We start from the raw sequence: 13,349 nt of genomic DNA, 5'->3' as shown, positions 1-13,349 counted from the left end.
ACTGTTTCAAAATCTTCTTCGGATCGTTCTTATCTTGAGCTTTTTGTTCAATACCCTGTTCAAAACCTGCCCAAGCAACTGGCTTAACTTTTGGGTGAATCCTCCACTAATTGATTCTGGATTCTGATATGCTAATTTTTAAAATAGAACTAGAACAAATTGAATTTGAAGAAAAAATTGATAGTTACAGCAGAGGTCATCTTACTGTTCAAGGAAGATATGGAATCATATCCTCAAAACTATCAAATATAAATCATTCGATGATGGTTTTTATATCTTTATGCGATCTTCTTGATGGTGTTCGTTTATTTTTAATTAATCCAATTAAAAATACATATCATTTTGTGGGAGTTGGCAGGGAAAATCGGTCGATTGGGGTGACTAGTTCTTGTGCTTCTGGTACTTCCCAGCAAAAGTATATCTACGATGCTTTTGGTAGCCGTGTTGCCAGTAAAACCAGTAAGATTGAAAAATATGAAAATTATCTATGACCCAGAAGTAAATATATTAAGAATTATATTGATTAATGTACCCATAGAAGATGTGACGAAGAAAAGCCAGGGGTAATTTTAGATTACGACGAAAATGGAAATATTATCGGGCTAGAAATATTAGACGCTTCCAAAAGAATCGATAATCCACGTTCCCTAGAGTATTCGATATTCTGAATTCTGCATTATTCTTCAACCTTCCCGCACCATCCAAACCAACATTCCCAATAATATTTCCACAGGGGGAACGGGATAATCATTCAAATCAATACTCAGTGTTCTGTAATTGTTGAACTTGTTCAATAGTTAAACCTGTAAAATCTACTATTGTTTCAATATCGATACCTTTGTGAATCATTTTGATGGCGATTTCTTGAGCTTTTTGTTCAATACCTTGTTCAATACCTCGTTCAATACCTTGTTCAAGCCCTTGTTCAAGTCCTTGTTCAAAACCTTGTGCAAGCCCTTCTTGCAGAATATCTTGATAAATCACAGATTCGCGCATAATATCACTCCGCAAAATTCTTTTAATCAACTCTTTATCTAATACTAGCCCAGCCAATACTGCTGTTGATGCAGCAACATTACTGCGTATTCGAGTGTCGGTGAGTGCTTCAATAACTTGGGCAGCTTCTTCTAAAGTTCGCGTTTGATCTTCAGTTTGACTTAAAGCTGCAAACGGTAGCAAACCTGGAGAATTGAAAAATATTTCAGTTGGCTGTTCCCAAAGTCGAATTACTTCAAATCGGTGTAGACTATTTTCTAGAACAAATTCCGTTTGATAAACTAGCTCAGAATCGCTTGGTTTTAGGTAAATCACTACCTGACGCATTCGTTTATGGGGAAATTTTCAATACACCCGCAAACGATAATCACTCATCCGAAAGGGAATATCAGCTTTGGGTACAGTTTGGAATTCCAGATGGAGAACAAGCTCATCCGACTGCAATAAAATTAGTGCGTCGGCGCGGATGGGTTCGAGGGATAATTCAGATGGACTAAGTTCGGTAAGTGTAATTGGTTCACCGAGTAGCCATGTTGCAAAGTCGGTTGAAAATGACTCTGCGAGAAATTTGCAGACATTATCGAACATAGTCTGCAATTATATCATTAATGTTGTGCCTCTATAAATTAGGAACGAATTAAGTAATATTTGCCTCTTGACTAATGACCCCTAACTCTTAACCATTAACTAATGACTCAAGTAGATATTCTCATCTTATCAAATGCCCCAGGTGAGGTAACAACCTGGGTGCGCCCAGTAGTGAAGGCGTTGCGGCAAGAACTAGGGGATGACCGTTCTGTAGTGAGGATTTCTGTGGTATTATCGCCTTGCTCAAATGCCAGTGGAAAAGAAGCCGCGATCGCACTTTCTTACCCAGAAGTAGATAGAGTTCAAGGAGCAGAGCATTTCTGGCAATTTTTGCTTTGGGGGAAAACATTTGAGAATTGGGACTGGAGAAGTTGCGGTGTAATTGTTTTCCTTGGTGGCGATCAAATTTTCCCCGTAGTCATAGGCAAAAAACTCGGATATCGCACAGTAGTTTACGCCGAATGGTCAGCCCGTTGGCATAACTGGATTGACCGCTTTGGCGTGATGAAACCCGAAGTTGCTGCCCGTGTTCCCCAGAAATATGCTCACAAATTCACCGTTGTCGGAGATTTGATGGTAGAAGCTAGTAGTCATTCGTCTTTAGGAAAGGACAAAGGACAAATGACCGAACTAATAGGCCTTTTACCTGGGTCAAAGGCGGCAAAATTAGCTCAAGGTGTGCCATTATGTTTAGCGATCGCCGAATACATCCACGCTAAAAAACCACAAACCAAATTTGTGATCCCTGTAGCCCCAACTTTGGATTTACAAACTTTAGCTAGTTTTGCTGATCCCCAAAAGAACTCTATTGCTGAAATCTTTAGCTTTGGCAGTGCTTCTTTAATTGTCCCGGAGGATGCTAAAAGCAAGGCATTGCTCAAAACAACAACGGGCTTAACTGTGGAACTGTGGCAAGAAAACCCTGCATATGATTTATTATCCCAGTGCTGCATCTGCTTAACTACAGTGGGGGCAAACACTGCTGAACTCGGCGCTTTAGGAGTGCCAATGATTGTTTTGCTGCCAACACAGCAACTTGACGCGATGCGTTCTTGGGATGGTTTACCTGGGTTGTTGGCAAATCTGCCAGGGGTAGGTACGCCCTTTGCTAAGGTGATTAATTGGTTATTCCTGAGATTTGTGAGACGCAAAGGTTTATTAGCATGGCCAAATATCTGGGCAAAGGAAGAGATTGTGCCAGAACTTATGGGTAAACTTCAACCGCAAGAAGTTGCAGAAATGGTTTTAGACTTGTTAGCGCATCCAGAAAAATTGGATAATATCCGCACTAAACTCCGTAATATTCGTGGCGAAAGCGGCGCAGCCCAGAAGATCGCACAGATTGTTGGCGAGGAAATTGATAAATCGTGGGAGATGGGCAAAAATTAATTTGAATTTTAAATAGTGATTTTTTATGTCTATACTGAAAAACTGTGATGCATTTAGGTAAAAGTGAGTTACTCTTTTGTCTGTAAATCCCGACAAAAATTTTCTTGGAACCTTAACTGATAAACAGTATGATCTTGAGCATGAAAAACTGGAGATTATTAGGAAGCACATAAGTAAGTTTGATGAATTCTTACCCAGCCAAAAAATGATTGAAAGACTTGAGCAAACTTTAGATTTGGGACAGAAAATTTCTGGAGCTGATGCTAGTTTCTACTTTCATGAACTAAAAGAGGCTGCACTAATGGAACAAGGTTATGATTGGTATACGGCTCATCCTATGGCCATAGCATATTATGGTATATCACCATACAGCTTGTATCATCCTGAAGTAATTAAAGCTTATCCAGAGGACTTCAATAGAAATTGGAGAAAAGCTTGGGGAATTGAGTAAATATGAAAGCACTTGATTTAGGTTTAACGGGAAAAGCTCGTATTTGGCAGGATGAACCATTATATTTTCCTGGAGATTCCCAACCTGTTTTTTATCCTGTAATAGATGAAAGGATAGAAATCATCCTTGATAATATAAAAATTGGTTCATTTTCAAAAAGAGGAGTAATGATTGAGATATTAGCGCCTCTAGGAGCTAGATTTTTGTATGGCTGCTTAGGTGCTATTTTTGAGCCAAATGACTCTGGCAAATTAGTATTAAAGGTTAGTATTTCAACTGAATTTGAGCGCCAACTCAATACAACTCTAGCATCATCCTTAGATATAGTGAGAGTTGGCATAACTGAAGAGTACGCCCCAAGTGTTGTTGATGGCGCAAAATTGAAGCTTCAAGAAACTGGAGTTAGCAACATATTTGGCTCTGGTGAAATTTCTTTTAGATGGGGTGCATTTGGCGAAATAGGCTCTTCTAAAGCATTTTTTCACGATCTAGCTTATGCAATTATTGAACTGATAGTTCGAGAACAGGCAAGGTCTTATAATATCAAGTCACCCTTGAAAAAGGTTCTCGAACAATCTTTGTGAACTTCTGATTTGCTAACAATTAATCTGAAGATTCTCCATCCCTGCGGCCAAGTTCATAAATGCCAGCGCCCATACAAGCTAATATTCCTGTACTAATTCCCCAACTCTCACCTAAACTAATTTCCAGACCCCAGTTCAATAAAGCACCAACTACCAAAAAAGGCGCGATGCTGAACAGAGAAGCATAAAAAGCGTTTTGGGATTCTCTGGCTTTACGAGTCTTTTCAAACTCTGTCTGGCTGGTATAAAGCGATCGCTCCGCAAAATTAAACCAGCGATTGAGTTGCTCGATTACCCATTCATTGACTCTTGATAAACCTAGATATAGCGCCAATGACCACAAACTCGCTCCGGCGATCGCGATCGTGTCTAACTCAAAGCGGAAAGGCAAAATTTCAGTCAGCATCGGTTACGGGAGTCCTGCAAAGGGTCAACTTTAGCTTTTAGTAGATGCTAAATAAACCTCTTATGCAATTTTAAGCATAAATCATAACAAAATTTTAACTACTTGGCAACTCTCCTGCTCCTTTAAGCTATTTTACGGCAGAGAAAACCTCTAATCTGCTTGATCCTCCGTTACCTCACAATCTGTCAACAACTCATCTAAACTGTCTGGAAATGTCCCTCATTCAACCATCTTAGTAAACACCTGGTAGCAGTCATTTTTCGCCCCTTCTTTACGTGGAAATCCTAACCACAAAATTACAATTACTTTCAACTGTTCCGTATCAAACGCCCTAAAAAGTAATTTATCACGCAATGCATCGGCTTGCATTAGAGATAAAAGTGAAAAAGAATTGTTTTGACGTAGCAGTGCTACGTCAAAACAAGGGTTCTGGGTAAGGCATATTTAATTTCTGGAGATGTCTATTGTTAAGGAAAGATGGTGAGACATTAATCCAGATTTTGCAGCCCCATCGCAATCTTACTGTGTTTCTCAATTTGCCCCATAACTTGTTTTGCCCGTTGAATCACCACTGCTGGTAAACCCGCCAACCTTCCCGCCTCAATCCCATAAGACTTATCAGCGCCTCCCGGTTGGACTTGATGCAAAAAGATAATTTGGTCGGGTAATTCTTTGACTGTTACCTGATAGTTAGCCACATTCGGTAAAATGCTAGCCAGTTCATTTAACTCGTGATAATGAGTAGCAAAAATCGTTCGCGCCCGAATATCTACTGCTATATATTCCGCCACCGCCCAAGCTATAGAAAGACCATCAAATGTCGCTGTCCCGCGGCCAATTTCATCTAACAACACCAGTGACCTAGATGTGGCATGATTGAGAATATTCGCCGTTTCATTCATTTCTACCATAAACGTAGATTGACCAGTTGCAAGATCATCTACTGCACCTACACGCGTGAAAATGCGATCGCATATTCCCAATCTGGCAAACCTAGCTGGTACAAAACTACCAATCTGCGCCATTAACTGAATCAATCCCACCTGACGCAAATAACAACTTTTGCCACTAGCGTTTGGCCCGGTGAGGATAATCAAATCGGGGAGTGGGGAAATTTCTTCTTCACTACTCCCTACTCCCGATTCCCCATTCCCCAATTGAGTCGAATTCGGCACAAAGAAACCCGCAGGTAAAGACTGTTCCACCACCGGATGACGCCCATCAACAATGTTTATCTCCCTTCCTGACAACATTTCTGGACGACAGTAACCTTGATGCACCGCCAACTCAGCCAAAGCACACAACACATCTGCCGCCGCCACTGCACGAGACAGATTGCGAATTACTTCCGCCTCTTGTGCTACCTCTTCCCGCAATGCCGTAAAAATCTCATATTCCAACTGATTTAAATCATCCCGCGCTGTGAGAATTCGGGCTTCGCGTTCCTTCAAATCAGGGGTGATGTAACGTTCCTCATTGGTCAGGGTTTGCTTGCGGATATAATTAGCGGGTACTTGATCAGATTTGGTGCGGGAAATACTGATATAATAACCAAAAGTTTTGTTAAATCCTACCTTCAGTGTGGAAATTCCTGTCTTAGCCCTCTCATCAACTTCTAAATTGGCAATCCATTGTTGATCCGCTTCTACAGTCGCTTTTCTCTCATCCAACAGGGAATTTACGCTATGGCGAATTAATCCGCCTTCCTTGATTTGTATGGGTGGCGACTCCACAAGATGCGCGTGTAACTTTTGTGCTAATTCTTCCAACACACTTGGGACTTTCTGCAAAGCTTTGAGGAATGCAGAACGCGCCTCAGTTACTAAGCTGGATAATTCTGGTAAGCGTGAGAGGGAATCTGCTAAAGCTACTAAATCTCTAGCATTAGCCGTACCAGAACCCGCCCTTCCTGTCAAGCGTTCTAGGTCATAAATTTGGCGTAACAACTGCCGCAAATCTTGACGCAGGGGCGTATTTTCCATCAATTCTTGGATGGTATCTTGCCGCGCCCGAATGCCTTTAATATCGAGTAGTGGTTGCAGTAACCATCGCCGCAAAGCCCGCCCACCCATTGCTGTACTAGTTTTATCTAACGCCCAGAGTAGGGAACCGTGAAAAGTGCCATCCCGGACAGTTTGAGTAATTTCCAGGTTACGGCGGGTTTGATTGTCAACAATTAGGTAGTCGGTGACAGTATAGCTGCGGAGTCTTTGAAGAGTAACGGGGTTTTCTTTTTGAGTATCTTCCAAATATTCCAGAAGACCGCCAGCCGCACGGACAGCGAGAGGAAGATGATCACAACCGAGTCCTTCGAGCGATCGCACCTTAAATTTCTGCAATAATCTAGGTCTAGCTTCAGCTTGGGAAAAGGGAACTTGCGATCGCAAACTATAACAAAATGATGCTGGCAAACACTGGGGAAGATGTGGCGAAGTTTCTCCCGGACGCAGCAAACTACCCAAATCGGGCGCATTTGTTGGAACTAACACCTCTGAAGGTTGCAAGCGCATTAATTCTTGTGTCAAATGTTCTAAATCACTACCTTGAGTTGTGAGAAATTCGCCTGTGGAGATGTCTGCATAAGCCAAACCCCAATGATTTGCGGCAATTACCACTGCTGCTAAGTAATTATTGCGACTTGATTTGAGCATTCCCTCTTCTAGCAAAGTGCCAGGAGTCAAGATGCGCGTTACTTCCCGCCGCACCAATCTACCAGCCGCTTCCGAAGCATCTTCCACTTGGTCGCAAATTACGACTGCATAGCCTTTTTCTACCAGCAGCGTCGCGTAGCGTTCCCATGCGTGATGCGGAACACCCGACATCGCCACCCGTCCTTGTTCCCCAGCTTGCTTGCTAGTTAGGACTAATTCCAATTCTTGCGCTAGTTTTACAGCATCTTGGAAATAGCATTCAAAGAAATCTCCTACCCGATACAGCAATACGGCGTGAGGATATTTATCTTTCGTCTCGACATAGTGCAGGTACATTTGACTTAGCTTGGTGCGGTCTACCTGTCGATGGTCGGAAATAAAAGTACTCGCGTCGGGTTTGGTAGATGGAGTTTCAGAGTGAGAAGCGGTCATAGATGCTACTGAGTTACGCACGGAAATTCCCCAATATCCGATGATAGCTTGATGTTAGAGAGGAATTGCGATCGCACAAGAATTTTTTACCCTTCGTTATATTAGCTTGCTGATGTCGCCATTGTTGCTGTTAAAGTGGTGAATAGGCGATCACTTCGGCGTATAGAAGTATTAACAGAAACTTTTCCGAACACAACTCAAAAATCTTATAACTTTAATCCTAATTCCTGTCGCAGACGATACAGAATTGTGTTCTGATCAACTTGAGAAAGAATTTCTTGAATGACGCTGCTAGCGCCCAACTGTCCCCAAGTGCAGCCTTTTTCGAGATACACTTGAGCAGCTTTGCCAACAGAGTATGCTCCATAACCGGCAATACCAGCTTGAGCGATCGCACTGCCAGCAAAGGCAGTAATATTGCTGGGATTGTCACCACTGGTTATTGCCGCCGTACTCTTACCCAAACCCAAAAGCAAACTACTACCTAATTCTCCCAGCAGCAAACCACCAGAACTAAATAAAATCGTTTTTAAAATTTTCCCGGCTTCATAGCTAGTCATCGGTAAACCATACAATCTAGCTAAAGCGCGAATTAAAGCCAAATCGGCAACGGTTCCGCCAAGGATATCTAAAAAAGCGATGGGATTGAGCATTACTGCCAAAGCTTTATATTTGGTAAATTGCCAAATGATATTTTCGGCTTCTTGTTCGCGTAAATCGATGGTTTTTTGAGCGATCGCGGCTTCTGCATTTCGTGCTTGGATGAGTGCATTTAAAGCCAGAAGCGATCGCCCTTCCCGATTCAGAATATTCAGAATTGTCTCTTTGAGTTCGTCTACTTGCGGTGGTGGTGTCTCCCATTCATAACTCACACGACCATCAGACCACTCAACCCGTACTTCCATTGGTGCTGGTTCCGCCGCCACCATCACAATTTCATCAGGTAGTAGAGGCTTCCCTTGAGGATTCCCTGCACCCAGTTGTTGCAAATTTTGGTAAATCGCTCCCTGGTCTGTATCTGGGTAAAGGTCTATTTTGTTAAATACTAAAATTAACGGTTTTTGCGATCGCCGCAATTCTAGCAGTGCTTGATACTCAGTGCGCGTGATATCACCAGACACGATAAACAAAATTAAATCCGCCTGAGACACCACTTCTCGTGCCATGTCCGCCCGTGACTCACCCTCAATTTCATCTAATCCGGGGGTATCAATTAACTCTACTAACACCTTACCCCCTGGCTGCCAACGGACGGAACGCGGCCATTGAGTAACACCGTTGAGTGGCCCAGTTTGCAGAATCTTCTCTCCCAGCAAGGCATTTAAAACTGCTGACTTTCCACGACTCACCAAACCAAAAGCGGCAATTCTAATAACGTTAGAGTCCAGCTTGTTGAGTGTAGAATTCAAAGCTTCCAATTCCGGTTTCATCAAACCTGCCAATTCTGGGTGAGATGAAAGCTGTCCTGACTTGCGAAGATATCCATACCAAGACAGCGCTTGTCTAAGACTGGCGCGGGCACGATTTAAGTGAGTTTCTTGCAGATTACGCACAAAGTTAGGTTGATTCAAGGTTGGACAAACAACAGGCTACATATCCATTTTGATCTAATTTCCAGACTATTAACCTATTTTGTCAAATTAAGCAATTGTCAGAAGAGTTTGCATAACTTCTTTGTGCGGTATCCATTCAGAACATAGGATTGTGTTGATTATCCCAATACTTGCGATCGCACCAGTTTCTGCTAGTATGTTCACATTCAGAAGCATCATCTATCCAAGGAATCGATGTAGAGTGGTTCGAGGTTCCAATGGAAGCGAACAACCTAGTAGTGAATAAAGGCAATAAGAAGGATAAAGTTATCAATGTACAAATCGGTAGAGTGATTAAAAATTCCGTGAGCAGCACAATGTTACTATGAGTCCAAAAAACTTTACCGATTTTATTATTTTTTGGCGACTTTCTAAGCTACGTAAAAACATTATTGAAGCTATATACTCTAATGTCAAAGGTGCAAGTAACGACTTCTTGGAACCTTTAATCTTTGGTCGCTAAAAAATGTTTTTAATCAAAATATGTTGAAGTTTTAGCGATCGCCCTTACGTAAATTGTGGCAAATTTAACTCACAGCCTTGCGCCGTCGATGCTGGATTGTTATATTGCGATCGCTTCTGAGTAAAGTGTAAATTTTCCTTCCCGCCGCAGCTTTTCAGCACGGAAACCATTATTTCGGACTCGCTGCTGAGTGTATCCCTAATTTAGTTAGCAAAATTTTCCGTAATGCTGGCAGTATAAAATAAAATGGAAAACTTCATTTTGTCTCTAGCTTCCCTCTCCTTTATAAGGAGAGGGATTGAGGGTGAGGTAAGCCAGGGACATAAATTGTATGTTATTTAATTCTTATTCCTAACTTGCTCAAACAAGATAAATACGGGGACGCAAAGAAAAAACTCCCAGTGTCCCCATGTCTTTTTAATGAAGGACTACTACCAGATCCGATTTCCATTTTCGTCAAGTCGTGCTTGCCGAATTACGTCAGAAATCTCTTCAGCATCTTTAACGTGGTGGAGTGCTTTCTTTTCGCCGTTGGGTTCATCCACAACGAAGTAAGTGGGAACTGTGATTTTGTCGCCTGTAATGTCTGGTACATCATCAACAGCTACCTGTTTAGCCTTTTCTTCAACTGATTGAGGCTCATCAGCAATTTTATCTCCCGGATTTGCAGTCAGGTTTCTTTCGTTCACATTCGGTTTTTCGCGTAAATCTGTATCTTCACTTACTGGTTGATTAATTTCATTTCCTCGATTTTGATCAGTCATAGCTTTTCCAGATATTGAAAAACGTAGCTTTACAAGTAACACTCTAAAAAATCGAAGAAATAAAGAGTTCTTTCTCTAGAGAGACTTTAAGAATAGATTAGAGAGGAATACGTCTTAGGTTAGATATTTGCTCTAAAAAATTTACTTCTTTGGTTGAAACAGAGTATATTTTTCCCCAAATGCTTCTATAGTTGTGCGGGTTTTCGCCTCTATCATTTTCACGTAGGAATCTCCTTCACTTCCCTTGGCATATCAATCCAATTTGCACCCATTTAGGATGTACATTTGAGTGGGATCTTAAGAAGAATCACTTTATTTGTGCTTGTCATAGGTCTCAATACGATTCTCAGGGTCGAGTCGTTCATAGACCAGCCAAGCCTTCTTTAGCACTAATCACTGTACTAGTCAAGCAAAAGCAAGTTCGTTTTATTGATCACAAACCTGCTGTAGATCCTCCTTAACCTACCAGTATCAAATCACATTGGACAATGCCACCATACTTTTTGAGCAAGTTATAAATTATAAAAAACTAACAAAAATTACTGCATGATTTGAATTTGTCAGGTAAGCTGACAACAGCAGTTTTAATCCTCAAAACAATGACCGCAAGTAGTCCCACGATTTTAGCCCTGGACTTTGATGGAGTGATTTGCGACGGACTAATTGAATATTTTGAGGTATCATGGCGCACCTACTGTCAAATTTGGTCGCCTGCTAACGACACACCACCAGATGATTTAGCTTTGAGATTCTATCGTCTGCGACCTGTAATTGAAACAGGTTGGGAAATGCCCGTTTTAATCAAAGCCTTGGTAGATGGGATTACTGATGAAAAAATTCTTCAGGAATGGGCAAGCATCGCCCCGAAACTTTTGTTAAATGACAAGCTACAAGCAAGAGAAATTGGTGCGAAACTAGATAACCAACGGGATGAATGGATTACCACCGATTTAGACGGTTGGCTAAGTCTGCATAGATTTTATCCGGGTGTAGTAGAAAAAATAAAATTAACTTTTGACAGTGGAGTTAAGCTATACATTGTGACAACTAAAGAAGGGCGTTTTATACAGCAGTTGTTACAACAACAGGGAGTGAATTTACCAGCAGCAGCAATTTTTGGTAAAGAAGTCAAGCGTCCAAAATTTGAAATTCTGCGAGAATTAATTCAAGCCGCAGATAAAAAGCCAGTTAGTCTATGGTTTGTAGAAGATAGACTCAAGACATTGCATTTAGTCCAACAGCAACCAGACTTTGAAGATGTGAAACTGTTCCTTGCAGACTGGGGCTATAATACCCAAGCAGAACGCGAAGCTGCCCAAAATGATCGGCAGATTCAGTTGTTATCACTGTCTCAATTTGCCAAAAATTTCTCTGCTTGGCTTTAATCTATTAAATATGTTGCAATAATCTCTTGATGCATTCACGTTAAAAGGGCTTGCCATTGCCCAGATGTTTGTAACAATGGAATTGTTGTCTTTCCCCATATCCCGCCCGGAACTTAAGTTCCGGGCTAATAGCCGAAGTGCACTCAAATGGACTGAAATCAACGAAGCAGAATATTTAAAAGATGTACGTAAATAACAAGGATTACAAATTAGAGCTTCCGTGCTTCCATTTCAGTGAAATAATAACTCATAACTCATAACTCTTCACTTACCTTTATGCTTGACCTGACAAAACTGGCGCGACAAATGCAGGGTTTAAGTCAGCATCTTACTTTAGAAGCTGTTGCCAGTCGCCAACGTTTAGAATTAGCGCAACAACATCTCAAAAATGCTTACGAGTGTCAACAAGATTTAATCGATCGCCAGGAAAAATGGCGCGATCGCATTTCCTTTGCTAATGCTACCCCAATTGAACCACTAGAAACCTGCATTGATATCCCAGTTCCCCCAAAAATTCATACTGTCATCGCTACTGATGGTTCCCAAATTGCCCCCAACCATCATGAAATTGCTTACTGTTATCTCCTGAATATCGGCAGAGTCGTCTTGCACTACGGACAAAATCGCCATCCGCTACTCGATAGTTTGCCAGAAGTATTTTATCGCCCAGAAGATTTATATATATCTCGGCAGTGGGGAATTAAAACTGAGGAATGGATGAGTTTTCGCCGCACTGCATCAGAAACAACGGTGTTGGCAGAACTTGCATGTGCAGCGAAAGGGGAAACGCCAGCACTAGCGATGGTAGATGGTTCGTTAATTTACTGGTTTTTAGAACAGTTGCCGATGGATGCACGCGATCGCATTTTACCTCCCATCCTCGAAGCTTGGCAGCAGATGCGTGATGCTCAAATTCCCCTGATGGGCTATCTCAGCGCCTCTCGCAGCATCGAAACAATGAACTTTTTACGGTTGTTAGCTTGTCCCCATCCAGCGCCAGACTGTAAAAGTCATTGCCCAAATCAGCTAGAAAAAGTACCTTGTAAAATTTTTGAACAGTTGCGAGATACTTCTGTTTGGGCAACCCGACTAAAACCAGGACAACGCAGTGCCCTGTGGCGCAGTAATTCCCCTATTCTCGAACTCTACGGTGATCAAACAATTTACTTTTGCTACGTCCACGTTGGTACTGAAATCGCCCGAATCGAAGTTCCGGCATGGGTAGCAGAGAATCCAACCATGTTAGACCAAGCATTGGGACTAATGCTAGCACAAGTGCAAAAAGGATATGGCTACCCTGTAGCGATCGCCGAAGCGCATAATCAAGCAGTAGTAAAAGGTGGCGATAGAGCGCGTTTTTTTGCCCTCCTCGAACAACAAATGATTAAAGCTGGCCTGAAAAATGTGGGAACCTCCTACAAAGAAGCCAGAAAGCGCGGGAGTATTGCTTAAATCAGGGAATAAATTGCTTACATAAGGAGAACCCATAAAATAACATTAAGCAGGTCGGCGTAAATATTTGTTGTTTGAATAAGCCAGAAGCTAGGAAGCCGAAACGAAGGGGATTTTAGCGTAAGTCCTGCTAACTTAGAAGTTAAGTTGACACACATGAGCTTTTTCTCTAGCCCTACCCTGCTTTGTCTATTTA

The 13,349-nt window shown here is 41.8% G+C and carries 15 protein-coding genes and 1 pseudogene; 8 read left to right on the top strand and 8 right to left on the bottom strand.

What is annotated here, in order from left to right; translation table 11 throughout:
• Nucleotides 1-128: 128 nt before the first annotated feature.
• Both V7K15_RS18685 and V7K15_RS18680 read left to right on the top strand, forming a co-directional pair.
• Nucleotides 129-491, top strand: a complete 363-nt coding sequence (locus V7K15_RS18685; protein WP_334907509.1) for a hypothetical protein — start codon at nt 129-131, stop codon at nt 489-491.
• Nucleotides 492-566: 75 nt separating this feature from the next.
• The gene (locus tag V7K15_RS18680; RefSeq protein WP_334907552.1) at nt 567-668 is read left to right on the top strand and encodes a DUF2283 domain-containing protein; all 102 of its coding nucleotides are present in this window, start codon (nt 567-569) and stop codon (nt 666-668) included.
• A gap of 88 nt (nt 669-756) precedes the next feature.
• Here the strand turns inward: V7K15_RS18680 and V7K15_RS18675 are convergent.
• Nucleotides 757-1,584: pseudogene (locus tag V7K15_RS18675) on the bottom strand (Rpn family recombination-promoting nuclease/putative transposase).
• A gap of 102 nt (nt 1,585-1,686) precedes the next feature.
• Here V7K15_RS18675 and V7K15_RS18670 point away from each other — a divergent pair.
• The 3 genes from V7K15_RS18670 (at nt 1,687) to V7K15_RS18660 (ending at nt 4,008) form a co-directional block, all read left to right on the top strand.
• Entirely contained in the window at nt 1,687-2,973 is a 1,287-nt protein-coding gene (locus V7K15_RS18670) for a lipid-A-disaccharide synthase (RefSeq protein WP_334907507.1), read from the top strand.
• 76 nt (nt 2,974-3,049) lie between these two features.
• Nucleotides 3,050-3,424 carry a hypothetical protein gene (locus V7K15_RS18665; protein ID WP_334907505.1) on the top strand — a complete coding sequence of 125 codons (375 nt, stop codon included), beginning with the start codon at nt 3,050-3,052 and terminating at the stop codon, nt 3,422-3,424.
• A 2-nt stretch (nt 3,425-3,426) separates the two neighbouring features.
• Nucleotides 3,427-4,008: a hypothetical protein gene (locus V7K15_RS18660; RefSeq protein ID WP_334907503.1), complete on the top strand. Its 582-nt coding sequence runs from the start codon at nt 3,427-3,429 to the stop codon at nt 4,006-4,008.
• 19 nt (nt 4,009-4,027) lie between these two features.
• On the opposite strand, the gene V7K15_RS18655 is transcribed toward V7K15_RS18660, so the two are convergent.
• The 7 genes from V7K15_RS18655 to V7K15_RS18625 all read right to left on the bottom strand — a co-directional run bounded on the left by V7K15_RS18655 (nt 4,028) and on the right by V7K15_RS18625 (nt 10,316).
• Complete coding sequence (locus V7K15_RS18655) at nt 4,028-4,414, bottom strand: hypothetical protein (protein ID WP_334907501.1); 387 nt, start codon at nt 4,412-4,414, stop codon at nt 4,028-4,030.
• A 219-nt stretch (nt 4,415-4,633) separates the two neighbouring features.
• Complete coding sequence (locus tag V7K15_RS18650) at nt 4,634-4,783, bottom strand: type II toxin-antitoxin system YhaV family toxin (RefSeq protein ID WP_442949696.1); 150 nt, start codon at nt 4,781-4,783, stop codon at nt 4,634-4,636.
• Nucleotides 4,784-4,902: 119 nt separating this feature from the next.
• Complete coding sequence (gene mutS, locus V7K15_RS18645) at nt 4,903-7,497, bottom strand: DNA mismatch repair protein MutS (RefSeq protein WP_334907500.1); 2,595 nt, start codon at nt 7,495-7,497, stop codon at nt 4,903-4,905.
• Between the two features lie 206 nt (nt 7,498-7,703).
• Nucleotides 7,704-9,050, bottom strand: a complete 1,347-nt coding sequence (locus tag V7K15_RS18640) for a GTP-binding protein (protein WP_334907498.1) — start codon at nt 9,048-9,050, stop codon at nt 7,704-7,706.
• An 87-nt stretch (nt 9,051-9,137) separates the two neighbouring features.
• Nucleotides 9,138-9,269 carry a hypothetical protein gene (locus V7K15_RS18635; RefSeq protein WP_334907496.1) on the bottom strand — a complete coding sequence of 44 codons (132 nt, stop codon included), beginning with the start codon at nt 9,267-9,269 and terminating at the stop codon, nt 9,138-9,140.
• A 327-nt stretch (nt 9,270-9,596) separates the two neighbouring features.
• Nucleotides 9,597-9,722 (bottom strand): hypothetical protein, encoded by a 126-nt coding sequence (locus V7K15_RS18630; protein ID WP_334907494.1) that lies wholly within the window; start codon nt 9,720-9,722, stop codon nt 9,597-9,599.
• A 261-nt stretch (nt 9,723-9,983) separates the two neighbouring features.
• Complete coding sequence (locus V7K15_RS18625; RefSeq protein WP_334907492.1) at nt 9,984-10,316, bottom strand: hypothetical protein; 333 nt, start codon at nt 10,314-10,316, stop codon at nt 9,984-9,986.
• 191 nt (nt 10,317-10,507) lie between these two features.
• On the opposite strand from V7K15_RS18625, the gene V7K15_RS18615 reads away from it, so the two are divergent.
• From V7K15_RS18615 to V7K15_RS18605, 3 genes are all read left to right on the top strand, one after another.
• Entirely contained in the window at nt 10,508-10,777 is a 270-nt protein-coding gene (locus V7K15_RS18615; protein ID WP_442949695.1) for a Rieske 2Fe-2S domain-containing protein, read from the top strand.
• Nucleotides 10,778-10,915: 138 nt separating this feature from the next.
• Nucleotides 10,916-11,701 carry an HAD family hydrolase gene (locus tag V7K15_RS18610; protein WP_334907547.1) on the top strand — a complete coding sequence of 262 codons (786 nt, stop codon included), beginning with the start codon at nt 10,916-10,918 and terminating at the stop codon, nt 11,699-11,701.
• A 276-nt stretch (nt 11,702-11,977) separates the two neighbouring features.
• Nucleotides 11,978-13,153 carry a DNA double-strand break repair nuclease NurA gene (locus tag V7K15_RS18605; RefSeq protein ID WP_334907490.1) on the top strand — a complete coding sequence of 392 codons (1,176 nt, stop codon included), beginning with the start codon at nt 11,978-11,980 and terminating at the stop codon, nt 13,151-13,153.
• Nucleotides 13,154-13,349 lie beyond the last annotated feature (196 nt).

The organism is Nostoc sp., assembly GCF_036919815.1.
GTDB lineage: Bacteria > Cyanobacteriota > Cyanobacteriia > Cyanobacteriales > Nostocaceae > Nostoc.
This window is presented reverse-complemented; position numbering and strand designations above follow the sequence as displayed.

Coding starts and splice junctions, on each gene's coding strand:
- V7K15_RS18685 (WP_334907509.1), top strand. CDS start 129: ATGCTAATTTTTAAAATAGAACTAGAACAAATTGAATTTGAAGAAAAA.
- V7K15_RS18670 (WP_334907507.1), top strand. CDS start 1,687: ATGACTCAAGTAGATATTCTCATCTTATCAAATGCCCCAGGTGAGGTA.
- V7K15_RS18660 (WP_334907503.1), top strand. CDS start 3,427: ATGAAAGCACTTGATTTAGGTTTAACGGGAAAAGCTCGTATTTGGCAG.
- V7K15_RS18655 (WP_334907501.1), bottom strand. CDS start 4,414: ATGCTGACTGAAATTTTGCCTTTCCGCTTTGAGTTAGACACGATCGCG.
- V7K15_RS18650 (WP_442949696.1), bottom strand. CDS start 4,783: ATGCAAGCCGATGCATTGCGTGATAAATTACTTTTTAGGGCGTTTGAT.
- mutS (WP_334907500.1), bottom strand. CDS start 7,497: ATGACCGCTTCTCACTCTGAAACTCCATCTACCAAACCCGACGCGAGT.
- V7K15_RS18635 (WP_334907496.1), bottom strand. CDS start 9,269: ATGATGCTTCTGAATGTGAACATACTAGCAGAAACTGGTGCGATCGCA.
- V7K15_RS18630 (WP_334907494.1), bottom strand. CDS start 9,722: ATGGTTTCCGTGCTGAAAAGCTGCGGCGGGAAGGAAAATTTACACTTT.
- V7K15_RS18625 (WP_334907492.1), bottom strand. CDS start 10,316: ATGACTGATCAAAATCGAGGAAATGAAATTAATCAACCAGTAAGTGAA.
- V7K15_RS18610 (WP_334907547.1), top strand. CDS start 10,916: ATGACCGCAAGTAGTCCCACGATTTTAGCCCTGGACTTTGATGGAGTG.
- V7K15_RS18605 (WP_334907490.1), top strand. CDS start 11,978: ATGCTTGACCTGACAAAACTGGCGCGACAAATGCAGGGTTTAAGTCAG.